Annotated in this window: 32 protein-coding genes; 19 read left to right on the top strand and 13 right to left on the bottom strand. The window is 58.0% G+C overall.

The window, feature by feature from the left end; genetic code table 11:
• Positions 1–50 precede the first annotated feature (50 nt).
• Together ACR0K4_RS17540 and ACR0K4_RS17535 are read right to left on the bottom strand one after the other, a co-directional pair.
• Entirely contained in the window at positions 51–887 is an 837-nt protein-coding gene (locus ACR0K4_RS17540) for a flagellar motor protein MotB (protein ID WP_480855001.1), read from the bottom strand.
• An 86-nt stretch (positions 888–973) separates the two neighbouring features.
• Positions 974–2,311, bottom strand: a complete 1,338-nt coding sequence (locus ACR0K4_RS17535; protein ID WP_480855000.1) for a FliI/YscN family ATPase — start codon at positions 2,309–2,311, stop codon at positions 974–976.
• 87 nt (positions 2,312–2,398) lie between these two features.
• Here ACR0K4_RS17535 and ACR0K4_RS17530 point away from each other — a divergent pair, with 87 nt between their 5' ends.
• From ACR0K4_RS17530 to ACR0K4_RS17490, 9 genes are read left to right on the top strand one after another with little or no spacing between them, the layout of a single operon-like run.
• Positions 2,399–2,785, top strand: coding sequence for a FlgB family protein (locus ACR0K4_RS17530; RefSeq protein ID WP_480855044.1), 387 nt, complete (start codon positions 2,399–2,401; stop codon positions 2,783–2,785).
• Between the two features lie 12 nt (positions 2,786–2,797).
• Positions 2,798–3,184 (top strand): flagellar basal body rod protein FlgC, encoded by a 387-nt coding sequence (flgC, locus tag ACR0K4_RS17525; protein WP_480854999.1) that lies wholly within the window; start codon positions 2,798–2,800, stop codon positions 3,182–3,184.
• Positions 3,185–3,195: 11 nt separating this feature from the next.
• A complete protein-coding gene (fliE, locus tag ACR0K4_RS17520; protein WP_480854998.1) occupies positions 3,196–3,486 on the top strand; it encodes a flagellar hook-basal body complex protein FliE in 291 nt (96 codons plus the stop codon).
• A gap of 4 nt (positions 3,487–3,490) precedes the next feature.
• Positions 3,491–3,763 carry a flagellar biosynthetic protein FliQ gene (locus tag ACR0K4_RS17515; protein WP_480854997.1) on the top strand — a complete coding sequence of 91 codons (273 nt, stop codon included), beginning with the start codon at positions 3,491–3,493 and terminating at the stop codon, positions 3,761–3,763.
• The gene (locus ACR0K4_RS17510; RefSeq protein ID WP_480854996.1) at positions 3,763–4,473 is read left to right on the top strand and encodes a flagellar hook-basal body complex protein; all 711 of its coding nucleotides are present in this window, start codon (positions 3,763–3,765) and stop codon (positions 4,471–4,473) included. The genes ACR0K4_RS17515 and ACR0K4_RS17510 overlap by 1 nt, the downstream gene beginning before the upstream one ends.
• Before the next feature lie 21 nt (positions 4,474–4,494).
• Positions 4,495–5,280, top strand: a complete 786-nt coding sequence (gene flgG / locus ACR0K4_RS17505; RefSeq protein WP_480854995.1) for a flagellar basal-body rod protein FlgG — start codon at positions 4,495–4,497, stop codon at positions 5,278–5,280.
• Complete coding sequence (gene flgA / locus ACR0K4_RS17500) at positions 5,280–5,693, top strand: flagellar basal body P-ring formation chaperone FlgA (RefSeq protein ID WP_480854994.1); 414 nt, start codon at positions 5,280–5,282, stop codon at positions 5,691–5,693. The genes flgG and flgA overlap by 1 nt, the downstream gene beginning before the upstream one ends.
• An 8-nt stretch (positions 5,694–5,701) precedes the next feature.
• Positions 5,702–6,424, top strand: a complete 723-nt coding sequence (flgH, locus tag ACR0K4_RS17495) for a flagellar basal body L-ring protein FlgH (RefSeq protein WP_480854993.1) — start codon at positions 5,702–5,704, stop codon at positions 6,422–6,424.
• A gap of 9 nt (positions 6,425–6,433) precedes the next feature.
• On the top strand, positions 6,434–6,943 hold the full coding sequence (locus tag ACR0K4_RS17490; protein ID WP_480854992.1) for a flagellar basal body-associated FliL family protein: 510 nt from the start codon (positions 6,434–6,436) through the stop codon (positions 6,941–6,943).
• Between the two features lie 40 nt (positions 6,944–6,983).
• Here the strand turns inward: ACR0K4_RS17490 and ACR0K4_RS17485 are convergent, their stop codons facing one another.
• From ACR0K4_RS17485 to ACR0K4_RS17450, 8 genes are all read right to left on the bottom strand, one after another.
• Complete coding sequence (locus tag ACR0K4_RS17485) at positions 6,984–7,352, bottom strand: hypothetical protein (protein WP_480854991.1); 369 nt, start codon at positions 7,350–7,352, stop codon at positions 6,984–6,986.
• The gene (flhB, locus tag ACR0K4_RS17480) at positions 7,349–8,437 is read right to left on the bottom strand and encodes a flagellar type III secretion system protein FlhB (RefSeq protein ID WP_480854990.1); all 1,089 of its coding nucleotides are present in this window, start codon (positions 8,435–8,437) and stop codon (positions 7,349–7,351) included. Before flhB ends, ACR0K4_RS17485 begins: the two co-directional genes overlap by 4 nt.
• Complete coding sequence (locus ACR0K4_RS17475; protein ID WP_480854989.1) at positions 8,434–9,207, bottom strand: flagellar biosynthetic protein FliR; 774 nt, start codon at positions 9,205–9,207, stop codon at positions 8,434–8,436. Before ACR0K4_RS17475 ends, flhB begins: the two co-directional genes overlap by 4 nt.
• A complete protein-coding gene (gene flhA / locus ACR0K4_RS17470) occupies positions 9,204–11,240 on the bottom strand; it encodes a flagellar biosynthesis protein FlhA (RefSeq protein WP_480855043.1) in 2,037 nt (678 codons plus the stop codon). The genes ACR0K4_RS17475 and flhA overlap by 4 nt, the downstream gene beginning before the upstream one ends.
• Before the next feature lie 60 nt (positions 11,241–11,300).
• Entirely contained in the window at positions 11,301–11,906 is a 606-nt protein-coding gene (locus ACR0K4_RS17465; protein ID WP_480854988.1) for a transglycosylase SLT domain-containing protein, read from the bottom strand.
• A gap of 142 nt (positions 11,907–12,048) precedes the next feature.
• Positions 12,049–12,477, bottom strand: a complete 429-nt coding sequence (locus tag ACR0K4_RS17460) for an Lrp/AsnC family transcriptional regulator (protein WP_480521710.1) — start codon at positions 12,475–12,477, stop codon at positions 12,049–12,051.
• Between the two features lie 56 nt (positions 12,478–12,533).
• The gene (locus tag ACR0K4_RS17455; protein ID WP_480854987.1) at positions 12,534–13,853 is read right to left on the bottom strand and encodes an MFS transporter; all 1,320 of its coding nucleotides are present in this window, start codon (positions 13,851–13,853) and stop codon (positions 12,534–12,536) included.
• Positions 13,854–13,856: 3 nt separating this feature from the next.
• Positions 13,857–14,108 (bottom strand): metal-sensing transcriptional repressor, encoded by a 252-nt coding sequence (locus tag ACR0K4_RS17450; protein WP_480854986.1) that lies wholly within the window; start codon positions 14,106–14,108, stop codon positions 13,857–13,859.
• A gap of 132 nt (positions 14,109–14,240) precedes the next feature.
• Here ACR0K4_RS17450 and ACR0K4_RS17445 point away from each other — a divergent pair, with 132 nt between their 5' ends.
• From ACR0K4_RS17445 to ACR0K4_RS17415, 7 genes are all read left to right on the top strand, one after another.
• Positions 14,241–14,855 carry a ribonuclease D gene (locus ACR0K4_RS17445; protein WP_480854985.1) on the top strand — a complete coding sequence of 205 codons (615 nt, stop codon included), beginning with the start codon at positions 14,241–14,243 and terminating at the stop codon, positions 14,853–14,855.
• Positions 14,852–15,820, top strand: coding sequence for a KpsF/GutQ family sugar-phosphate isomerase (locus ACR0K4_RS17440; RefSeq protein WP_480854984.1), 969 nt, complete (start codon positions 14,852–14,854; stop codon positions 15,818–15,820). The genes ACR0K4_RS17445 and ACR0K4_RS17440 overlap by 4 nt, the downstream gene beginning before the upstream one ends.
• A gap of 9 nt (positions 15,821–15,829) precedes the next feature.
• Positions 15,830–16,429, top strand: a complete 600-nt coding sequence (locus tag ACR0K4_RS17435) for an LPS export ABC transporter periplasmic protein LptC (protein ID WP_480521715.1) — start codon at positions 15,830–15,832, stop codon at positions 16,427–16,429.
• A 3-nt stretch (positions 16,430–16,432) separates the two neighbouring features.
• The gene (locus ACR0K4_RS17430) at positions 16,433–16,924 is read left to right on the top strand and encodes an LptA/OstA family protein (RefSeq protein ID WP_480521716.1); all 492 of its coding nucleotides are present in this window, start codon (positions 16,433–16,435) and stop codon (positions 16,922–16,924) included.
• A complete protein-coding gene (lptB, locus tag ACR0K4_RS17425; RefSeq protein WP_480521717.1) occupies positions 16,924–17,682 on the top strand; it encodes an LPS export ABC transporter ATP-binding protein in 759 nt (252 codons plus the stop codon). Before ACR0K4_RS17430 ends, lptB begins: the two co-directional genes overlap by 1 nt.
• A gap of 253 nt (positions 17,683–17,935) precedes the next feature.
• A complete protein-coding gene (gene hpf, locus ACR0K4_RS17420) occupies positions 17,936–18,499 on the top strand; it encodes a ribosome hibernation-promoting factor, HPF/YfiA family (protein ID WP_480521718.1) in 564 nt (187 codons plus the stop codon).
• A 60-nt stretch (positions 18,500–18,559) separates the two neighbouring features.
• Entirely contained in the window at positions 18,560–19,024 is a 465-nt protein-coding gene (locus tag ACR0K4_RS17415; protein WP_480521719.1) for a PTS sugar transporter subunit IIA, read from the top strand.
• 55 nt (positions 19,025–19,079) lie between these two features.
• Here the strand turns inward: ACR0K4_RS17415 and dalA are convergent, their stop codons facing one another.
• Complete coding sequence (gene dalA, locus ACR0K4_RS17410; protein WP_480521720.1) at positions 19,080–19,595, bottom strand: divisome-associated lipoprotein DalA; 516 nt, start codon at positions 19,593–19,595, stop codon at positions 19,080–19,082.
• A gap of 169 nt (positions 19,596–19,764) precedes the next feature.
• Between dalA and ACR0K4_RS17405 the strand changes: the two genes are divergently transcribed.
• On the top strand, positions 19,765–20,364 hold the full coding sequence (locus tag ACR0K4_RS17405) for a L,D-transpeptidase (protein ID WP_480854983.1): 600 nt from the start codon (positions 19,765–19,767) through the stop codon (positions 20,362–20,364).
• A gap of 140 nt (positions 20,365–20,504) precedes the next feature.
• The gene (locus ACR0K4_RS17400) at positions 20,505–20,687 is read left to right on the top strand and encodes a hypothetical protein (RefSeq protein ID WP_005979327.1); all 183 of its coding nucleotides are present in this window, start codon (positions 20,505–20,507) and stop codon (positions 20,685–20,687) included.
• A gap of 75 nt (positions 20,688–20,762) precedes the next feature.
• Here ACR0K4_RS17400 and hemH read toward each other — a convergent pair whose 3' ends face one another.
• Positions 20,763–21,812 carry a ferrochelatase gene (hemH, locus tag ACR0K4_RS17395; RefSeq protein ID WP_480854982.1) on the bottom strand — a complete coding sequence of 350 codons (1,050 nt, stop codon included), beginning with the start codon at positions 21,810–21,812 and terminating at the stop codon, positions 20,763–20,765.
• A 56-nt stretch (positions 21,813–21,868) separates the two neighbouring features.
• Positions 21,869–22,699: a methyltransferase domain-containing protein gene (locus ACR0K4_RS17390; protein WP_480854981.1), complete on the bottom strand. Its 831-nt coding sequence runs from the start codon at positions 22,697–22,699 to the stop codon at positions 21,869–21,871.
• On the opposite strand from ACR0K4_RS17390, the gene ACR0K4_RS17385 reads away from it, so the two are divergent.
• On the top strand, positions 22,698–23,444 hold the full coding sequence (locus tag ACR0K4_RS17385) for a ComF family protein (RefSeq protein WP_480521724.1): 747 nt from the start codon (positions 22,698–22,700) through the stop codon (positions 23,442–23,444). The genes ACR0K4_RS17390 and ACR0K4_RS17385 overlap by 2 nt on opposite strands.
• Positions 23,445–23,468 lie beyond the last annotated feature (24 nt).

Here is a 23,468-nt window from a genome sequence, read left to right as displayed (position 1 = left end):
TGGGTCTTAACAGCGGGCTAACATCTAAAATCCGTCCAATATTAAGAGGGTTAAGGGTTGCGAAGAAAGACGATCTCGATCCGGTTGTTGCGTACAGCCATGGGGTTTGGAACGGACAATTCCCGGTCAGCATGGCCGGTGACACGGGCCATGCGATGATCCGGAATGCCCTTGTTTTCAAGAATTTTGCGCACGACAAGCGCACGCTTTGTCGACAGCGCCCAAACCGGTTTTTCCGCCAGAACAACCGGAGCAGAGCGGACATGGCCTTCGACCGAAATGGCATTGGTCACCAGATCCGAGGAACGGGCTACCAAAAGAATCAGCGCCCGCATCATCTGCGTTGGTTTGTCGGAATCTGGCTCGAACAGCGGCTGATCCTCGGTGTCGAACAGCTCGACCACCAATCCTTCGTCTGTGACGCGGGTGACAATATGCTTGCGCAGCTTGTCAGACACCATGCTCTCTCCGGTTCGGCCAAGGAGGTGTGCTTCGAGTGTCGAAAAGTCCTCGGAAATCTTTTTGCCGCCCTGATCATTCACACCGATTGATCCACGCGCCTGTTGCGCGCGGGTTGGACTGCGGTTGCTCGCTCCCGATCCGTCCATCACCATGGTTTTTTCCGAGAACATGTTGTCGCCGCCAAAGGCCCCGTCGCCCCCGCCTGACACGGGATTCACGGGAATGGTCGGCGAGAAGTAATCTGCCAAACCTTTGCGTTGTTTTTCCGTCGTTGCGTTCAGCAGCCACATCAACATGAAGAACGCCATCATGGCCGTGACAAAGTCTGCATACGCGACCTTCCACGCACCACCGTGATGACCATCGCCACCCGTTACACGCTTCTTCTTGATGATGATCGGCGCCGCATTGGATTGCGCACCCATCTCCACCACCTTTTCTATCACCCGAAAACAGGAGTAACCGGGCAGGTCTTAAGGCGGGTTTAACGTTTAAAACTGTCTCGATTTCTTCAGACGGGCAACTTGGTGCCAGCGCGCCGCAGAATCAACTGCAAACGGTTGAAGCTATTTTGAATGTCGTCTGTTTCCGCCTTGCCGAAAAAGGCGTCCAATTCATCATGCACGCGCACTGCCTGGTCCAGAAGCGGGTCTGACCCCTCGGTGTATAGCCCTGCTTTGATCATCACCTCGGATTGTTCGTAACTTCCGACCAGTTTGCGGGTTTCCGTAATCATCCGGTTTTCGTCCTCGGTCGCGGCACCAGGCAGGCTGCGCGAGACGGAGCGGCTGAGGTCGATGGCAGGAAACCGGCCACGTTCAGCGATTTCGCGGCTCAGGACAATATGCCCGTCCAGCACGCCGCGCAGAATGTCGGCGATCGGTTCTTCCATGTCCGATCCGGCGACCAGAACGCTGAAAACGGCGGTGATATCGCCCTGATTGGCAATGCCGGGGCCAGCACGTTCGCACAAGTTGGCGATGAGTGGCGTGACGGAAGGCGGGAAGCCGCGCAACGATGAAGTTTCGCCCATGGCGACGGCGATTTCGCGATGTGCCTCGGCAAATCGGGTGACGGAATCCGCCAGAAACAGGACATTCAGTCCCTGATCACGAAGATATTCCGCAACTGACATCGCCGACCAGGCGCACCGCCTGCGCGCCAGCGCTGACTGATCCGAGGTTGCCGCCACGACAACCGCGCGTTTCAGCCCGTCTGCGCCCAATGCGTGTTCGACAAACTCATTCACCTCACGCCCGCGCTCTCCGATCAGCGCAACGACGACGACTTCGGCCTGTACCGACCGTGCCAGCGTGGCAAGCAAGGTGGATTTTCCGACGCCAGAGCCAGCAAACAGGCCGATCCTTTGTCCCTGAACAAGGGGCAGCAAAGTATTGAGCATGGCCAGCCCGGTCTCAATCCTCTTGCCCAGTGGTTTGCGCGCAACGGCAGGTGGTGGGGGGGTCATGATGTCTCGATCTTGGGTGCCGGGTAGCAAAGGCTTGCCATCCAGCGGTTTGCCAAAAGGGTCGACCACGCGCCCCAACCAGTGCATCCCCGGCGCAAAGGCAGGCGTATGCTCGAGAATCACCTGATCGCCAAGACACACTCCGTCGGCCGCCGCCGCTGGCAGCATGTGAATGTATTTTGCTTCGACTTGGAGAACCTCTCCGGCCAGATCGGGCCCTGTGCGGCGGCGTAGGGTCAAGTGATCTCCGATGCGCGCATGACCTTCCAGCCCTTCAATTTCTATGGCTCCACGTCCGACGCCGGACACACGGCCCGTGTGATGCACGGCGGAAAGCCGGTCGAGTTGGCATTTCAGAAGAATCGGATCGAGAGCGGACATCTTTAGGTCTCCAGAGAGTTTCTGAAAACGGTTTCTAAAGGAATCGGGGTTAAGCCTTGATTGAAATTGATCGAGGGAGAAGCCCCGATGTTCTATGACCTGAACGTCTTCAAGACAGCGTACGCAATGGCAACCCATGCCGGACAACGGCAGGCGGTGATTGCGCGCAACATGGCCAATGCGGATACGCCGGGCTATCAACCCCGCGATCTTGAGGCTTTTCAGAAGGCCTTCGAAAAGTCTGGCCGCGAATCCGGCATGATCTCCACGCGGATGGGGCATTTGAATGGATCCGTCGCCACCCGCCCCTGGACAGAATATGAGGCTACGCCCTCAGGTGATCCAAACGGAAACGGTGTCTCGTTGGAAGAGGAGATGCTGAAAGCGGTCGAAGTCAAACGTCAGCATGACCGCGCGCTGGCGATCTACAAGTCTTCCATCGGCATTCTGCGCACCTCTTTGGGCCGGGCATAAGGAAGGGATGACATGAGCGATTTTTCCCATTCCCTTACCGCGTCGGCCAGCGCATTGCGTGCGCAGGCCTCGCGCTTGCGACATGTGTCGGAAAACATCTCGAACGCCGACACGCCCGGTTATCGGCGTAAGACCGTACCTTTTGAGTCGATCGAAAGAGAGGGGCGCGAGATTGTGCAGGCCGGGCAGGTAAAGCTGGATCGTCGCGCGCTTTCTCGGATCTACGACCCCGGCCATGCGATGGCGGATGAGACCGGCCACTACCGCGGCTCGAACGTCGATCTGATGATCGAGATCGCTGACGCGCGAGAAGCGCAGCGCAGCTACGAGGCCAATCTCAAGATGTTCGACCAGACACGCCAGATGTCGTCGAGCCTGATGGAACTTCTCAGAAAATAAAGGACACCAGAATGGATATCCGAGCCCTTAATGCTGCTCAGAATTATGCCGGCGCGCGCCCTGCGACGCAGGCCGATCCTGGTCACGCCGGACTGTCGCAAGGGACGCGTTCGGCTTTTCAGGATTTTGCCGCAACGCTGAAACAGTCTGAACAGATGTCGCAGGCCGCGATGACGGGGCAAGCCGATCCCCATGCGCTGGTTCAGGCGCTGGCACAAACCGAACTGGCTGTGGAAACGGCCGTAATCGTACGCAACAAGGTTGTCGAGGCGTATCAGGAAATCTTGCGGATGCCGGTCTGACAGGATGCTGGGCGAAGGACTTTTCTATGACATCGTGCGTCAGGCGCTGTGGGTCGCGGTGATCACTTCGGTCCCCATTCTGACCGTGGCGCTGGTATCGGGACTGGTTGTCGGCCTGTTTCAGGCCCTGACCTCGGTGCAGGAGATGACGCTGACCTTCGTGCCAAAGCTGATCGCCATCGTCGTCGTGTTTTGGATTTCGATGGGTTTCATGACCCAGACACTGGTCACGTTCTTCACTACCACCCTCATCCCCTTGATCGCCGGAGGTCGCTGATGGATACCGCCTATACAACTTTGTCCCGCCAGACGGGTCTGATGAATGAAATGCGGCTGGTCGCCAATAACATCGCCAATGCCAATACCACCGGGTATCGTCAGCAAGGGCTGGTTTTTTCTGAATTCGTCCGGGATATGCCGGGTAATCCCTCCCTCTCCATGGCGCGGGCCGAGGCGCGAAATACCTCGTTGCAACAAGGCGTGCTGACCGAGACCGGAGGGCAGTTCGATTTTGCCATCGAAGGCGATGGTTTTTTCATGGTTGAGACACCGGATGGCAACCGTCTTACCCGCGCGGGGGCTTTTTCGCCAAGCGCCGAAGGCGATCTGGTCACCATGGATGGCCATCGGGTTCTGGATAGCAATGGCGCGCCTGTTTTCATCCCGCCCGACGCGGCCTCGATCGATGTGGGCACGGACGGCACGCTCAGTGTCGAGGGGCAGGCGCTGGGCCAGATCGGGGTCTATCGCGTGGCTGAACCGTCAACACTGGTGCGCGAAGGCAGCACGCAGTTCCGGGCCGACGGGGACATTGCGCCGGTCGATAACCCGCTGGTTGTGCACCGGTTCCTGGAGGGGTCGAACGTAAACGCAATCGGACAGGTCACGCGGCTGGTCGAGATCCAGCGCGCGTACGAGCTGGGCCAGAGTTTTCTGGAGACAGAAGACGAACGCCTGCGCGGAGCCCTCAAGGCGCTGATGCGCTGATTTAGGAACGGAGGATTTGACATGCGAGCTTTGAAAATTGCAGCGACGGGCATGACGGCGCAGCAGATGCGGGTTGAGACGATCTCGAACAACCTGGCGAACATGAACACCACCGGTTACAACGCGCGCCGGGCCGAGTTTGCGGATTTGCATTATCAGCAGATGGCGCGGGCCGGAACGGTGAATGCCAATGATGGCACTGTATTGCCAACCGGTATTCAACTGGGTCTGGGTGTCCGGCCGGCCGCTGTCACTGTGAATCTGGAACAGGGGGCTTTGTCCGCGACAGGCAGCGATCTGGATATCGCAATCGAGGGGCGCGGGTACTTGGAAGTGACGATGCCCAATGGTCAGTCTGCGTTTACCCGTGATGGCAGTCTGAAACGCTCTGCGGAAGGTCTGATTGTGACGTCCGATGGGTTTGCCGTGGCCCCGGAAGTCACCATTCCGGATGACGCACGGTCCATTTCGATCAATGCAGCGGGTGAGGTCTATGCCTATTTCGACGACACCGCGGAAGGTCAGTTGTTGGGTGAGTTGACACTGGCCAGTTTTTCGAACGCCAAAGGCCTGGAGGCGGTTGGGAATAACCTGTTCAAGGAAACCGAAGCCTCTGGCACACCCACAACAGGTACACCCGGTGAGGATGGGTTGGGCACATTGCGGCAGGGGTATCTTGAGGACAGCTCGGTCGATGCCGTACGCGAAGTGACAGAGTTGATCGAGGCGCAGCGCGGATATGAGATGAATGCCAAGGTCATATCCGCTGTCGATCAGATGATGGGTGCAACAACGCAGGTGCGCTGATGCGGGGACTGATTCTGATACTCATCATGGCTCCGGCCATTTTACAGGCCGAAATCGTCGTGCCCAATCGCACAATTCGCGCCAAAGAGGTGATTGCCGCTGCAGACCTGGTGGTCAAAGACATGTCTGCAACCGGCGCCATCCGCGACGCTGCCCGGCTGGTTGGCCAGGAGGCGCGGATTGCGCTTTATCCGGGTCGACCAATTCGCCCATCCGATGTCCGCCCCCCGGCGATTGTCGATCGCAATGATCTGGTCACACTGGTTTTTGTTAGACGCCCGATATCCATCAAAACCGAAGGTCGCGCGCTGGGACGGGGGGCAGAAGGCGAGAGAATTCGGGTGATGAATCTGTCCTCTCGCACGACCGTGACCGGGGTTGTCCGCCCGGACGGGCAGATAGAGGTAAAGTGATGCGAAACATGACAAAAACCATCTTGATGGGAGTTGTGACCCTGTCTGCCTGCGGTCGCCTGGATCATCTGGGGAAGCCGCCCAGCCTGACACCCAATACGGAATCGCCTGAACATGTGGCAATGCTTTGGCCGGGCCTGCCGCTTCACGCGCAATCTCAGCGTACGGTCGATCAATCATCGCTTTGGCGTGGGGGGCAGCACTCTTTGCTCGGAGACCAGCGGGCGATGAAGAAAGGGGACATTCTGACTGTGGTGATCGAGCTGGATGAAAAGGCCGAAATCTCAAATGACACCAACCGCTCACGTTCGGGATCCGAGAGTCTGGAGGTGCCAGGCTTGTTTGGCCTGCCGCAGCGGGCAGCCGAACGTTTGCCAGATGGTGCTTCGCTGGATGATGCGGTCTCCATCGACTCATCCTCGGTCAGCAAAGGCAAAGGGTCGGTCAAACGGAAGGAGAAGCTGACCTTAAGGGTTGCGGCAACCGTCGTTGACGTGCTGCCCAACGGGGTGCTTTCGATAACCGGGTCACAAGAGTTGCGGGTTAACTTCGAACTCCGCGAGCTGTTGGTGGCCGGATACGTCCGCCCCGAGGATATCTCGCGCCAGAATGAGATCACCTATGACAAGATCGCCTCGGCGCGGGTGTCATATGGTGGGCGTGGTCAAATCAGCGACGTTCAGCAGCCCCGATACGGGCAACAAATCCTTGATAGCCTGCTGCCATTTTAAGGTGTTGTAATGATTAAGAAGCTTCTGCCTGTTGTGTTGCTTGTCGCAGGGCTTGCAGCTGGTGTGGGTGCAGGTATCGTGCTTGCCCCGAAGGACGGCACAAAGGCTGATCCGCCCACGGTTTCCGCTAAGGAGAAACCTGGCGAAAGCACATCCAAGGACGATAGTATCAAGAAATCCATGGATGAGTCTGGTGCCCATGATTACTTCAAATTGTCCAAGCAATTTGTTGTGCCAGTCGTGGAACATGATCGGATTTCGGCGCTGGTCACGATGTCGCTGAGTCTGGAGACCCGACCAGGATTGGAGGAAGAAATCTACAAGATCGAACCCAAGCTGAGGGATGGATTCCTTCAGGTATTGTTCGATCACGCCAATACCGGTGGGTTTGATGGCGCGTTCACCGAGTCCGGCAATCTTGAGACCTTGCGCCGGTCGCTGTTGGACGTGGCCAAACAGGATATGGGTGACGATGTCTCGGGTGTTCTGATCATGAGTGTCAGCCGTCAGGATACCTGAAACGGCTGGCGTATCGCTGTCATTCGCATGATCCTGCTTGTCAGGTGTTTCCCAGCCGGTCTTTGGGACGGGTTTTCTCTGCCAGAGAAGCCACGGCCTGTTTTCGCCCGAAGGTCTGGCGCAGCGTGTCCAACGCATCCAGCTTTTGCGCCCGCGCGCGCGCGAGTTCGATATTCAGCCTCCGACGTGCCGTGGCCTCCCAAGTGTGCCACATCAAGTCCGCACCGGTCAGGAGGTATTCCTGCGATTGCGCCTCTGCGGTCCGAACCTCTGCCATCTGACTGTCCAATTGCGCCAGCTGTCCGAGAATGCGGGCTTCGTCGAGCAGGATCGGACGTAATCGTTCGTATTCGCGCTGAAACGCCAGTTCAGTCACTTTTGCAAGTTTGGACAATTGTTTCTGGGTCACGACACTTGCTCCTTGGCGCGTTTTCGCATCGCTTCGGCAAAACGAATGGCGGCGGCAACGGGGCGGTAATAGGCTTCGTCAATCTCATCTCCAATTTCGACCGTTGCGTGCAGAGCACGCGCTGTTGGTGGGTCAGAATGGATCGGAACGCCTGCGTCACTGGCCTTGGTCCGGATCGCTGCGGCCACCTCATCCACGCCTTTTGCAACGCAGACGGGGGCTGTTCCGGTGGCGCGGGACCATTTCAGGGCGACAGCGAAATGGGTTGGGTTGACAATCACAACGTCAGCCGCGGGAACTTTGGCCATCATTTGGTTGCTGGCGATGTCCTGTGCGCGCTGACGCCGTTGTTGTTTGACATGTGGGTCGCCTTCGGAATCTTTGGTTTCATCCTGAAGCTCTTTCCGCGACATTCGGTTTTTGCGCAGGTGTTCAGCATGTTGCCAAAGGTAATCGATCAGACCAATTGCCAGTGCAACAAGCGTGACGATGAACAAAAAACGCAAAAGCAGGGTTATCATGAGCAGTATTGACGACCGGGCAGGAGCCGCGCTGGCCGTGAGAATCTCGGGCAGGTTCCAGTGGAGATACAAGGCCAGGCAGGCGCTGTAGACCAAAAGCTTGACGCTGCTCTTGGCAAACTCGAACAATCCGCCGCGCCCGAATTTGTTTTTGGCATTCGAGATCAGAGAGATACGCGAGGCACGCGGTTTCAACTTTTCCGGCGCGAAGATCAAGGCACGTTGCGCGATCAGATTGAGCAGAACTGCAAGGGCCGGAAGTACAAATAAGGATGCGATGGGTACGAGAGCTGACAAAAACAGGCCCCCGACCACACCCGTCGATGGGCCCGAGATCAGAAGGGTTCCGATTTCGTCGGACCGATCGATCAAGACCACAAATGACGTGCCCAGACTGCTGACCATGTGATGCCCCGCCAGCAGAAGCGCAACCAGTACTCCTGCATACGCGGCCACGACTGAAAGGTCGTTAGACTTGGCCACTTCGCCTTTCTTGCGTGCTTTTTCGAGTTTCTGAGGTGTTGCTTCAAAGGACTTGTCGCTGTCGTCGTCCTGCGTGCTCATGGTCCGACCTCAATCGGATTCAACAGAAAGGTCGAAGAGGCGTCAAACCAAACCGATAACACCAGCGGCGCCCCCGCGAATAACAGGAACAATCCCGCGAAAGTTATTGCCGGGGCGCCAACAAAGGCCACCATCAGTTGCGGCATCGCGCGATTGATCACGCCAAGCGCCAAATTGTAGATCAGCGAGGCGATGACAAACGGAGTGGCCAGCGCAAATGCCAATCCGAAACTGCGGGCGACTTGCTGAACGCCCCATTGTGACAGATTCGACGCGGTGGGCAGCACGCCCATCGGCAGCAGAGTATAGCTGTGGATCAGAAACTGAGCGGCGCGCACGTGCAGCCCCATCGACGCGGTCAGCGCCAATCCCGCCATGGTCAGAAAATACCCCATGGCCGGAACCGGTTCCGTCGCTGCGCCCCCAAGGATTTGTGACAATGAGGTTGCCTGCGCGGCTATCGAGCCTGCGGTTTGCAATGCGAGAACAAACAAGCGCAGCCCGATGCCAAGAGCCAATCCAACCAGAATCTCGGTTCCGATCAGGCGAAGGCTGACGTCAAAGCCATAGGAAGGGGCCGGGCCAGAGATCGCAGGCGCAACAATCAGGGTAAAGGCAGTCGCCACGCCGAATTTCACGCGCGTCGGGATGCTGCGTTCCCCAAAAGCGGGCATCAGCGAGACGATGGCCGAGACCCGCAAAAAAACGGCAAAACCAAGCCACAAACCTTCGCCGAGTTGCGGCAATAGAGCGGTTGGCAGACTGATCACGCGGGCACCGTTCCAACCAAAGCGGGTCGCGCGTCCAGCCCGATCTCTTCGAAGGAAAGAACCGGATTGGCCACGCCACGAGCCTGCATGATCGTGCGCAACAATCTGCGGCGGCGGGTAGAGGTCACAACCGCAGGGAACAGGCCGTGGTCGGCCGATTGCGCGACCGTCGTGCTTACGCCATCCGCCAGTTTGTTGAACAAATTGGGCGGCAGTGCCACGTCCAACGAGGCATTTGGGGCATCAATCTGGTAGGTTGCAAAGGTATCTTCCCACTCTGGTGCTAGCTGGATGAGAGGGATCGAGCCGTCTTCGCGCTTCATGTCGGCGATCAGTTGGAAGCCCAGCCTTTGGCGCACCAATTCACAGATACCTTCGGGTTGGGTCGTGGTCAGCCGCGCTTCGGCAACCGTTTCAAGGATCAGCGCCATATTCCGGATCGATACTTTTTCATCCAGCAGTAGCCGCAGCACAGCGTGCAAGGTGTCGATCGGAACCTTGTCGGGTATGAGTTCGTCCAGCAGTTTACGGTTGGCCTCAGCCCTTGTCGGATCGCTTAGCCGCGTCATCTCGGACAGAAGGCGTCGCAGGGATTTCAGCGTTAGCAGGCGCGAGAAGTTCTGTTTGATGATCTCCAACAGGTGTGTCGCCAGAATTTCGGGCGGGGTGACAATCGTGGCCCCGTTCAGCGCAGCGGCTTCCTGATCCTTGGGCAGAATCCAGCGGGCCGGAGCGCCGTAGACAGGTTCAGTGACATCATTGCCATCCGGAAGCAGGTCATGGCCATCCTGCACCAGCGCCAGAACCAGATCAGAGTTCAGAACTCCCCGGGCCTGTTCCACACCCTGAACCTTGATCACATAAGTTCCCGTAGGCAGGTCAGCGCGGTCGGTCAGACGGATTTCGGGCAGAATCAAACCAAAACTGGATGCCACATATGTCCGCATATTGGCGATCCGTGCATCCAGCCCGGTGCCCGGATTCAGGACCATGCTCACCAGATCGGGCGCGAATTCCAGATGCACGTCATCCAGGTCCAGAATGTCTCCGATCGCTTGTGGCGTGGAGTGATCGCTGACGGGACTAGGGGTTTCGGCGGCGACGGCCTGTGCCTTTTGTTTCTTCAAGCCGCTGTGGGCGGCAAAGCCCAGAACTCCGGCCCCCAATATGAACGGGACAAAGGGCAACCCGGGCACCAGTGCAAACAGGATCATCAGCACTGACACCGCGCCCAATGCAGCTGGATGCCGCCCCAACTGCGCAAAGATCGCACTGTCCGTGGCGCCCTGAGTGCCTCCGCGCGCCAGCAGCAATGCAGATGCGATCGAGATAATTACCGCCGGAATTTGCGAAACCAGCCCATCGCCCACCGTCAGGATTGCGTAGGTTTCGAATGCGGACCCCACCGGCATCCCGTGCACGATCACGCCCATAACAAGACCCATTACAAGGTTCAACAAAGTGATCAGTAGGCCGGCAACCGCATCGCCTTTGACGAATTTAGATGCTCCGTCCAACGAGCCGAAGAACGTGGTTTCCTGCTGTTCCCGTTCACGACGCTCTTTCGCCTGTTGGTGGTCGATGGCCCCGGCCGACATATCGCTGTCGATGGCCAGTTGTTTGCCGGGCATTCCGTCCAGCGCAAACCGAGCGCCCACCTCAGCCATACGGGTTGCGCCTTTGGTGATGACCATGAAATTCACGATCAGCAGCACACCGAACACAACCAGCCCCAGAAAAATACTGCCGCCCATGACAAACTTGGCGAACCCTTCGATCACATTGCCCGCAGCGCTGGTTCCCGTATGCCCCTGCCCGATGATCAGCTTGGTGGACGACACGTTAAGCGACAGTCGCAACATCAGGGACGCCAGAAGGATGGTCGGGAAGGAAGAGAAATCCAAAGGTCGTTCTATGAACAACGTCAGGGTGAAAATAAGGATCGCCAGCGCAAAGGAGGTGGCCAGGCCGATATCCAACACCCAGGCGGGCATCGGCAGGATCATCATCACGATGACTGCCATCAAAGCCATCGCCAGCAAAACCGTGGGGGAAAAGAGCGCGCGAATATCGATCCGGGGCACCTGGGCCTCCTAGTTGATGGGGATGAAAGGGACGGTGCGTTTGTTATCTGGAACCAGTGACCCCAAAGCGGTGGGCCGGGCATCTGCTTGCAACGGGATCAGCGGGTTCGGCCGGGCCAGTATGATTTCGGTATTTTCCAGTGGGTTTGCGCCGGGTGAGTCCAACCCGGCCAGAACATTCCGGAACCGCTCGGTGTACCGTTGTGCAAGTGATTGCGTTCGCGAATGGTACGCACCGGCAGCAGCGGGCCACGAGCCGAGCTCTGCGTAGAGTTGCCTCAGAAATCGCGCTGCATATGTTGCATTTTCGTCCGGGTCGAACATGGCGTCGATGGATCGAAAAGCCTGCCCGTGCCAGCGATAGTTGATCTGGAAACAGCCCACATCAAAACTGCGCGCGCCGGTTCTGAAAACATCGAAGAGGTATGTCTTCGCCTCTGCCTCGGTCTTAAACCAGAACCCTTTGCCCTCAAGATTGACGGTCCAGGGCCAGGGTTCAAACTGTCCGCCCTGTGTTCTTCCGGTTTCCACCCGGGAAATCGCGCGAAGAACGTTCAACGGGACGTTTTCGGCCCGAGCCGCCCGCTCGGCCGCGCGATCGCATGGATTTGTCATTGCCCAAGCGCCTGACGCTGTGAAAACCAGCGTCACCGCGGCAAGCGATTGAAATGTAAGGTTCTGCATTCTGCCAACCCGGGGATTCTGACATCGTCCCGCAACGCTAGCCGGTTTTCGGTTTACAGACCGTTAGCGACGTCTATGTCCTGTCGATCTTTCGACCGAACACAACGCTTGTGTTGGTGCGCAAAACCCCGGGTATCTTGGCCAATTCGTCCACCAGAATATCCAGATCTTCCAGCCGTGGAGCCTCGGCAGTCAGCAACAGGTCAAAGTCGCCGTTGATCGAGAGGCACAGCCTAACTTCGGGATAGGCTTCGAGGCGTTTGATGATGCGGGTGGTCTCTTTCTGCTGGACTTCGAGCAAGACAATCACCTGAACCTTGGGCGTGTCTTCGGTTTCGCCGAGCACCACCGAGTATCCCTGAATGACGCCCCGCTCCTCCATCCGGTGAATGCGTTCGTGTACGGTTGTGCGCGCAACCCCAAGCGTGGCAGCGATGCGTGTGGTCGAGGCGCGGGCATTGTGCTGAAGGGCGGCGATAATGCGACGGTCGAGCGGGTCCATTTAAGCTCCGGTTCAGGCTGGTGTCGCCCTGATTTTGGTCGGTTTGGCTGTCGCGCTCAAGACAGGCGCGGGAAATTCGGGTGCAGATCGTCGATCACGATGGGATGCGCATGTGGCGCGGGCCCAGAAAGATGCGGATGCGTTCGGGGCAGATCGGGATGATCGTGGATAATGGCACCTTGCGTGGGGCGCGGCCACACGATCAGGCTAAGGCCAAGGCCGAGAACGGCGGCAGTCGCCATGCTGGCTAGTGCCACGGTCGTGCCGAACTGCGTCATGAGCCAGCCGGCCAGAGGGTAAAGGAACAGCCAGCATCCGTGGGACAAGGTGAACTGAGCGGCAAACACAGCTGGTCGATCCTCGGGATGGGCCGAACGTGTCAGAAGGCGGCCCGAAGGCGTCAGCGTGGCGGCATATCCAAACCCGACCAGAGCCCAGGTCCCGGTCAGTGTCGCCAAAGACGGAGGTATTACCGCCGAAAGGGCTGCGGCCAAGGACATGACTCCGGTGGCTATCGTGGCGCCGCTCAGCATCACGCGGCGATCCGGGAAACGCTCCAATATCCGGGGCAGCGCAAATGCCGCCAGCATCGAACCGCCGCCGAACCCGGCCAGCGCGATGGCCACGGCGCTTTCCGACAGGCCCATCTGCGCGCGCACGATCACCACCGTGTTGACGATGACCATCGCGCTCAGCGCCGCCGCCGTCCAACTCAATGCCAGCAGGCCACGCAAGCGCGGTGTTTTCAGGTAGATGCGGATGCCCCGTGTTGTGCGATCGTAGATGCCACGCCTCTGGGTGGGTTTTGGCGATGGCAACGTGACCGATACCACCAGTATGGCAGAGGCCACAAACCCCAGGCAGGTTCCCCAGAACAGGTTGTCGAAGCTGACAATCAGCAATAACGCCGCCGCCAGCATCGGGCTGAGCAGGCTTTCCAGATCATACGCCAGACGGGACAGAGACAATGCCTTGGTATATTCCTGCTCATCGGTCAGAACATCCGGGATGGTTGCCTGAAAAGCCGGGGTAAACCCGGCCGAGGCCGATTGCAGCACGAATATCAGCACATAGACTTGCCAGACCTCGGTGACGAAGGGCAGACACAGGGCAACAAGAGCCCGCACCAGATCCAGCGCCACCAGCATACGCCGCCGGTCCAACCGTTCAGCAAAAGCCGCGGCCAGAGGCGCAATCGTGACATAGGCCACCATTTTGATGGTCAGCGCCGTGCCCAAAACCAGGCCCGCAGCCCCTCCGGCCAGGTCGAAGGCCAGCAACCCGAGCGCCACTGTGGCCAGCCCCGTTCCGGTCAGGGCAACCACCTGCGCGGCCAGCAGATGGCGATATGTGCGGTTTTTCAGAACGCTGAACATGTCTCAGAGATACTTTGTTATTTCTTTGAAACCCTCAACCTCTTCACCTTGGGAAGACAGGCAGTGGTCGATGTGGTCATGTATCAGCGCGCGTTTCGCGTTGGTAATCGCTTTTTCCACGGCAAAAAGCTGTTGCGCGATATCTGCGCAGGGGGCCTGGTTGTCGAGCATGTCGATAACCTTGGCCAGATGACCATGGGCACGCTTCAGCCGCGCCGTGATCTGCGTATGCGCCTGGTGAGGGTTGGTTTTCATTTCTTATCCCTATCCTCCCCATGGGGATATCGTCAAGCAAGTATGGGGGTCGCGTGTGCGGCGAAGAGACGGCGTTGAGTTTGTGAACGAAACCTCCTATTTCGGGGTCAAGACCGGACAAAGGAATGTCGCGTGGCGAACCATTTATACAAGAACGATCTGCCGGACGGGCTGGATCTGGGGCCTGTTGTGGCCATCGATTGCGAGACGATGGGGCTGAACCCGCATCGTGATCGCCTGTGCGTCATCCAGATGTCGGGCGGGGATGGCAACAGTCACATCGTTCAGGTGGAAAAGGGGCAGAAGACGGCACCCAATCTGTGTGCGATGCTCGAGAATCCCGAAGTTCTGAAATTATTCCACTTTGGCCGCTTCGATATTGCTGCCATGTATCACACGTTCGGAGCGCTCGCGGCACCCGTCTATTGCACCAAGATCGCCAGCCGTCTGGTGCGGACCTATACGGATCGGCACGGGCTGCGAAACCTGTGTCAGGAACTGATCGGTGTCGATATTTCGAAACAGCAGCAGATGAGCGATTGGGGCGCCGAATCCCTGACAGATGCGCAGTTGGAATACGCGGCTTCGGATGTTTTGTATCTGCATCGGCTGCGGGACGAATTGAACCTCAGACTGGCTCGTGAAGATAGGACTGACGTCGCGCAGGCTTGTTTTGAATTCCTGCCGACCCGCGCGAAACTGGACCTGGCTGGTTGGCCTGAAACGGATATCTTTGCACACTCATGACCGACAACGAATCATTTCTGAAAACCGCCCGACAGGTTGTGACCGACGAAGCCCGGGCACTGGATGTTCTGGCCGACAGTCTGGATGATCATTTTGCCGAGGCAGTTCATCTTGTTCTGCAGGCGACGGGTCGCCTTATTGTAAGCGGAATCGGGAAATCCGGGCATATCGGGCACAAGATCGCGGCGACCTTGGCCAGCACGGGCACCCCCGCTTATTTCGTGCATCCTGCCGAGGCAAGCCATGGTGATCTGGGCATGGTGTCGAAAGGTGATGTCGTCCTCGCCATCTCGAATTCGGGCGAAGCGCCGGAACTTGCCAACCTGCTCGCCTTTACGCGCCGGTTCGACATCCCTCTGATCGGATTGTCGAGCAAACCAGAAAGCACGCTGATGACGCAGGCGGATGTCCATCTGCTGATCCCGTCTCTGGGTGAAGCCTGCGGGTATGGCATAGTGCCCTCGATCTCGACCACGCTGACTTTGGCGATGGGTGATGCGTTGGCAATCGCGCTCATGAAATATCGCGACTTCAAACCAGAAAACTTCCGAGACTTTCATCCCGGCGGGAAGCTCGGAGCACAGCTGAGCAAAGTGCGCGACCTGATGCACAGGGACACCCCAGTGGTTCCATCCGGCACCCCCATGAGCGAGGCGCTTTTGGTAATGAGTCAAAAGGGCTTTGGTGTCGTCGGTGTTGAAAACGAAGATCATCGTATGCTGGGCATTGTGACCGACGGTGACCTTCGGCGGCATATGGACGGGCTGCTGAACCTGACGGTCGATCAGGTCATGACCACAAATCCCCGCACCATCGGCCCGGACGAGCTTGCCGAGGGCGCGGTGTCGCTCATGACGATGCAAGATCCCAAGATCACCTGCCTTTTTGTCATCGACCCGGAAAAAGACGGCCGCGCCGAGGGTATTCTGCACATTCATGACTGCCTGCGGGCTGGTTTGGGATAGGGGGCTGACGTGGATCGTTATTCCCGCATGGTGCAGTTCCTCAAGGTTCTGCTGCCGCTTGCGGCGATATTGCTGCTGTCCACGGTCTTTCTGCTTTCGCGCAGTGTCGACACCAATGTGAATGTCCCGTTTTCGGGTCAGGAAATCGATGAGCGCCTGTCCAATCAGGTCGTCACCCGCCCAAACTACAAGGGCGTGACCCGGGATGGGGAAGAGATTCAGGTTGTCGCGCGCCAGGCGCGTCAGGGGGCCGAGGCCACTGACCCGACCGCTTCCGAGTTGCAGGGCCGGTTCGGATTGCGCAACGGCGGTGAAATCACGCTGGAATCCAATTCCGGCAGAATTCGCCCCGACAAGGGCACTGCAACCTTTGTCGGCGATGTGGTGATCACCACAGCCGATGGAATTCAGGTGACGACCGATCTGTTGAATACGTCACTTAACGAGATCCGTGGGGATACGCCCGGTCAGATCAATGGCACCGGCCCCATCGGTGATTTTACAGCCGGACGAATGACATTCGGAACGGAAAAAAAGGACGGACCCGTCCATATTCTTTTTACAGATGGCGTGAAGCTGATATACGAACCTCAGAAAGCAGAAAGATAACCTGTGTATGATTTCCGTGTAGCCCTTGTTTGTATTGCCCTGACTCTGTCCGCTCTGCCATCGCTGGCGCAAGAGGCGCAGGTCGCCTTTGGGGCGGTCAAGGCCGACCCGACGCAGCCGGTCGAAGTGACGTCCGAGTCGCTGAATGTGAATCAAGAGGATGGCTCGGCCGAATTTCTGGGCAATGTCATCGTCATCCAGGGCGAAATGCGTCTTACGGCGGAACGCGTGCTGGTGATTTACAATCAGGAACAATCGGCGATTGAGCGGATGGAGGCCACCGAGAATGTCGTTCTGGTCAGCCCTCCGGATGCGGCGGAAGGGGATTGGGCGGAATACACCATTGATACCGGCGTCATCGAGATGCGGGGCAATGTCTTGCTGACGCAGGGGCCCAGTGTCATCAGTGGCGATCAGATGACCGCGAACCTGACCACGGGCACCGCGACGATGACGGGTAACGTCAAAACCATCCTGCAGCAGGGGCAGAACTGATGGCACGCCCAAAGCTCTCGGTGGCCGAAGGGTCCTCGGGCCTGCGGATCGAGAAGCTGCGCAAATCCTATCGCAAGAAAACGGTCATCCGCGATGTCTCGATGACGCTGGATCGCTCAGAAGTGGTTGCGTTGCTGGGGCCGAACGGATCAGGCAAGACGACGACCTTCTATTCCGTGGCCGGGCTGGTGTTCCCCGAGGCGGGAACCGTCACCATTGATGGCCAGACCGTCACGACCCTGCCGATGTACCGCCGCGCCCGCTTGGGAATTGGCTATCTGCCACAGGAGATGTCAATCTTTCGCGGCATGAGCGTGGAAGACAACATCGCCGCTGTACTGGATATCACCGTCGATCACGCCCATCGCCGCAAGGAACGTCTGGAAGAGCTGCTTTCGGACTTCTCGATCGAACATTTGCGCCGCGCCCCGGCGCTGGCCTTGTCCGGCGGAGAGCGCCGCCGGGTCGAAATCGCGCGCTGCCTTGCAGCGGACCCGAAATACCTGCTGTTAGATGAACCTTTTGCGGGTGTTGATCCGATCAGCGTTGGCGATATCCGGCATCTGGTGGCCGATCTGAAAAAACGAGGTATCGGTGTCTTGATTACCGACCACAATGTGCGCGAAACGCTTGAGATCGTGGATCGCGCCTACATTCTGCATGACGGACAGGTCCTGATGTCCGGAACCCCCGACGAGGTTGTCGAAAACGAAAATGTACGCCGTGTCTATCTGGGCGAAAATTTCAGGATTTCATGAGGTTGCGCAGAATTGCGTCGGCTGCATGGCGGAAATCGCGTATATACACGGCTGTTTTGATTGACTTTTCCGCTGTGTCTTGCCTCAATTGGTTCATGGCATTTCTACGGTTCCAACCTGGATCGGATGGCTCCTTCATCGAAGGGCCGGGACGGGGACAACCGCAGCATATGTCGCGACCCCCCACCCGATAAAAAACAGGCGCATCTATTCGGATGACGTCAATAAGGGTGTGAATTGTGAAGGAGATCACATGCGTTACCAAATCAGCGGAAAACAGATCGACATCGGCGCGGCTCTGCAGACTCACGTGCAGACCGAACTGGGCGAGGTCGTTGGCAAATATGCCCAGCGACCGACAGATGCCAATGTCGTCTTTTCCCGTTCGGCGCATGAATATGTATGCGAAACCACCGTCCATCTGTCGACCGGTCTGACGGCGCAGGCCAAGGCCCATGCCACCGAGATTTACGCGGCCTTCGAGGGATGCTGTGACAAGATGGAAACACAGTTGCGGCGTTACAAACGTCGCCTGAAGGACCATCACAAGGATCGGTCCGAACCGGTTGAACTCTTTGGTGCGTCGTCTTATATCCTCGCCTCTGACGAATCGGATACAGCGGACGAGCCCGATTCTCTGCAGCCTATGATTGTGGCAGAGATGGAGACTAAGATTCCGTCGCTGAGTGTCGGTGAAGCTGTTATGCAGATGGAACTGGCCGGTGCCCCGGTGCTGGTGTTTCGAAATGAGAACAAGGATGGGTTGAATGTCGTATACCGTCGCGAGGACGGCAATATCGGCTGGATCGATCCTTAACAGGCAGGAAATTTTGGCCCGTCCCCGTGACAGTCGGGGGCGGCGCGCAGGAGCAAATCAATGGAGCTTTCGAGCATTCTAAAGCCCGAAGCGGTGCGCGTGTTGTCCGCGGCTTCCAGTAAAAAACGTTTGTTTCAGGAAATTGGCGATGTTGCTGCCGTAACTCTGGGTCTGGATGCGCAAACTGTCGTCGACAGTTTGCTCGAGCGTGAGAGTCTTGGTCCAACTGGCGTCGGGCACGGCGTAGCCTTGCCACACGCGCGCCTGACCGAGCTTGAGGCAGTGACCGGTGTATTCGTCATGCTGGAAAAGCCGATTGATTTCGGTGCGGTTGACCGCCAGCCCGTCGACATTGCGTTTTCCCTGTTCGCACCCGAAGAGGCCGGTGTCGATCATCTGAAGGCACTGGCACTGGTGTCACGCACGTTGCGCGAGCAGTCGGTCTGCGCAAAGCTGCGCGCCAACCCTGATCCGGTCAAGCTGTATGCAATACTGACCGAAGCGCAATCGGTTCAGGCCGCTTAACGCCGAAACAAAAAAGCCCCCGGTTTTCGGGGGCTTTTACGGGTGGCGACCGAGATCAGCCGCCGGTTCCCATCTCCAGCGTCCACCAGATTTTCCCGCCGTTTTCCTGGTGCCAGGCGAATCCCATTTGTGTCGCTTTCGGGTCCATGATGACCGACCGGGGCCCGGGCTCCTGCATCCACGCGGCGAGGGTTTCGGTCTCGGTTTCAAAGGTTTCCGAGATTGCCTCGCCCAGGAACGTGCCGAAATACCCAACGCGGGCAACCCGATCTATCGGTGACGAGCCGTCTGAACCAAAGTGCCACGGACGGTTCTGACGGGCCATGTCCTTGGAGTGGGTCGCGGCCGCCGCGTTGAGTTGTGCGTTCAATTGCACCGGCTGCAACCCGGAGGCCTGACGCAACGCATTGACAGAATCCAACATGCGAAACTGCAGTTTTTCGGGGTTGCCCCGGATCTTGTAAACCGTCGGCAGCGGTCTGCCATCCGCCCCCAACGTGCTGGTGCGCGAATCGGTACATGCCGCCAGCGCGACAAGACAAATCAGGATCAGGGAAAAAATGCGTGTCATGATGGGCCTTAAATCTGAGTTAACACGGGAAATACCTTGCCTCAGGGCGCAGGGCAAATGCCCATTGGGTCCGCCTTGCATGATTTTGCCGGTTTGATTTGCGACTGAAGCATTCTGGCCATAGAATGCCTCAGATTTCGCTTCTTTTCTTATCAAAGGACCACACATCATGGTCAATAAACTCATACTCGTTCCGTCGCGCCGAGGATTTATGGCAGGCGCTGCCGCGAGTCTGGCGTCTCCGGCGATCGCGCAATACATCCCCGGAGACCCATTGCGTCCCGCGCCCGAGCCGGAAGCACCGGTGCGCCGCAACGTGTCGGGATTCCGGGCGCAGGACTGGCAGCCTTACTTTTCGAACACAAAAAACGGGGCCATTCTGGTCGATACCGTGTCACGGGCGCTGCATTATTGGTCAGAAGATGAATCTGTCTATAAACTCTACCCCTCATCGGTGCCTTTGACCGAAGAACTGACCAGACGCGGACGCACCAGTGTTATCCGCAAGGTCGAAGGCCCAAGCTGGTCGCCGACCCCTTCAATGAAAAAGCGAAATCCGGAATGGCCGGATCATATTCCGCCGGGCCCCGATAACCCGTTGGGAACACACGCTTTGTACCTTAGCTGGAAGTACTACCGCATACACGGTACCCATGACACGCGCAAAATCGGACGTCGGTCCTCGAATGGCTGCATCGGTCTGTTCAACGAAGATATCGCCGAGCTTTTCGCGATGGCCGAGGTTGGCACGCAAGTGTTGCTAATTTGACGACATTTTCGCGCACGAACCCGCTTGTTTCGTAAGTAATAATTGCATTCCATCAGGATAGCTGATTAGAAAAAAACACGAGGTAAGTCTTAGATGTGCGGTTTCGCCAAATGAAACCGTGCAAATTCTGGAGGTTAATTATGAAGAAACTCGTTCTCGCCGCCGCACTGACCGCTGCTGCTTCGACTGCGTATGCTGGCAACCTGGAAGAGCCGGTTGTTGAAGCACCTGTCGTTGTTGAAGAGACTCAGGGTTCGTCGCAGGGCATCATCCTGCCGCTGATCCTGCTGGTCGTTGTTGCTGCTGCTGTTGCCGCAGGCTAATTCGACGAGCGATATCAAAAGAAAAGGCGGTGGGGCAATCCACCGCCTTTTTTCGTTCCCGGATGAAGGGCCGGATCAGTCCAGCCAGCCTTTCAAATTGTTCTCGATCACCTTGCTTAGCGCGGCAATGTGCGAATCATCATCGTTGAGGCATGGGATATAGGTGAAGGTCTCGCCGCCTGCTTCTTCAAAGCTTTCCTTGATCTCTTCGTTGATCTCTTCCAGCGTCTCGATGCAATCGGCTGAGAACGCGGGCGCGATGACGGCGATATTCTTTTTGCCCTGACGGGCCAGGTCGGCGACGTGATCTACCGTATAGGGTTTCAGCCACTCTTCGGGGCCAAATCGTGATTGGAAGGTGGACACCAGTTGATCGTCTGACCAGCCCAGCCGCTCTTTCAGCAGCCGTGTCGTTTTAGCACACTGGCAATGATAGGGATCGCCTTGCTGCAAATACCGTTCCGGCATGCCGTGGTAAGAACAGACCAGAATGTCCGGCTTTGTGTCCATCTTGGCATACGCGGCCTCGACAGATCCGGCCAGTGCATCGATATAGGCGGGCTCATCGAAATAGGCGGGTACCGTGCGGCTGGCAGGCTGCCAGGCTTCCTCCATCAGGGCGCGGAAAAACTGATCGTTGGCGGTGGCGGTCGTAGCTCCGGCATATTGCGGGTACAGCGGAAAAAACAGGATGCGGTCACAACCAGCGGCAACCATCTCGCGCACTTTGGATTTGGTTGACGGGTTGCCATAGCGCATACAGAAATCAACCATAACCTGACCGCCATAGCGGGCTTTCATCGCGTCACGCAACTTGGCCGTCTGGTCCTTTGTAATGGTCATCAAGGGGCTTTCGCCCTTGTCATGATTCCAGATCGATTTGTAGGCTTCGCCCGAGCTGAAGGGGCGTTTGCTCAGGATGATGCCCTGCAGGATTGGCTGCCATTTCCACTTTGGGTAGTCGATCACGCGCTGATCGGACAGGAACTCGTTCAGGTAGCGGCGCATCGGCCAATAGGTATAGTCGTCGGGGGTGCCCAGATTGGCCAGCAGAATGCCGACGCGGCCCATTTTGACCTTCGGATGGTCGGCAGGCGCATGAGCGGGGCGGAGGGCGTCAAACATATCGTGCTTCCTGAAAGTTTGCGTTCTGGGCTGAGATAAACGGAATTGGTGCGCCGTCAATCGGACAGTTTGCCTTCTTTGGTGCCCAGAGCGTCCGCAAGTCGTATTTGTGCCGATCCGGGACGCAACGGTTTTTGCTGACTGGCATCCGGCGACCAGCCGGTCAGGCAGATCAGGTCGAACGTGGCCGTCAACCGCCCGCTGGCTGCGCTGAAATGCTCGGAATAGATTTGCTGGGCCCGATCAAAAACCTGTCGCCGTGTCAGATGCTTCACACGCGCCGACAGGCAGTTGCTTTCACCCATGGCGCGCAAGTCATGCATCAGGTGCGACAGGTCGCGGTACTCTGCCGTCAGGCGCGCCGTGTCCGCCACAGGCAGCGCCAGCCCGGCGCGTTGCAACAAACCGCCCAAGTCGCGCAGCTCGGCCATCGGGGCGATGCGAGGGCTGAGCCCGCCGGTGACCTCGATCTCGGCTTGTCCGAGTGACGCGCGCAGCTCATTCAGCGTCTCGCCGCCCAGACAGATCACCAGCAACAGCCCGTCGGGGCGCAATGCACGGTGGCATTGAATCAATTGACCGACCGGGTCATTTGCCCAATGCAGCCCCATGGCATGAATCACCAGATCATGCGCGCCGGGGGTCAGCGCCAGCACCTCATCATCCCTTACGACCTGTGCCGTAGGAAACACACCCTGCCAGATTTGCGGGAAGGGGGTCACCACACCCGGTGCCGTAAAGGATTTGTTTACCATCAACAACCGATCCTGCACTTCGTCGATGGCAGCATGGTGCAGAAACAGGGCGTCATCCCGTGCGCGGGTGCGGTGCAGGGCAAGAGCTGGGCGATCAAACAGTGAGGGTGTGTTGGACTCGGGCAGTTTCATGAGGCGCAGTTACCGCAAATGGCCGCGGATTCAAACTGCGATAAAGCTGATCTACCCACCGCGATGCATGGGGTGTGGCGCGTTGACTGAATCCGATTTCGGTCTGTGCGGGTCCTGCTGGCGCGATACGCCGTTTATTGGTGGAGTGGTTTGCGAAAGTTGCGGGATACCCTTGCCGGGTGAGGCCGACGGGTATCGCACCGAATGCGATGACTGCATGAAATCGCCGCGCCCCTGGGCCGATGGACGTTCTGCCCTTTTATATGGCGGCAAGGCGCGGGCTTTGATCCTGGCGCTGAAACACGGCGACCGACCGGAACTGGCCCGCCCGGCGGCGCAGTGGATGGCGCTCGCCGGGCGAGACCTGTTGCGCGACGATGTGCTGATCGCTCCGGTGCCGCTGCATTGGTCGCGCCTGCTGAAACGGCGGTATAACCAATCGGCTCTGCTGGTCAGGCAACTGGGGCGGTTGACGGGGCTTGAGATATGCCCGGACTTATTGACCCGGCGGATAAGAACACCGGTTCTGGACGGTAAGACCGCGAAGGAACGTGCCGAGGTGCTGGAAAAGGCGATTGCGGTACATCCCGGACGCAAACACCGGATGCGGGGTCGGGATGTGGTGCTGGTGGACGACGTGATGACCTCGGGCGCGACGCTGACGGCCTGCGCCCGTGTTTGCAAAGAGGCAGGGGCAAATCATATTTTCGTGTTGACCCTAGCGCGCGTTGCCAAGGATGCCTAATTCCCGGAAGATCACGCGAAACCC

Source organism: Ruegeria sp. K11 (assembly GCF_056531905.1).
This window is presented reverse-complemented; position numbering and strand designations above follow the sequence as displayed.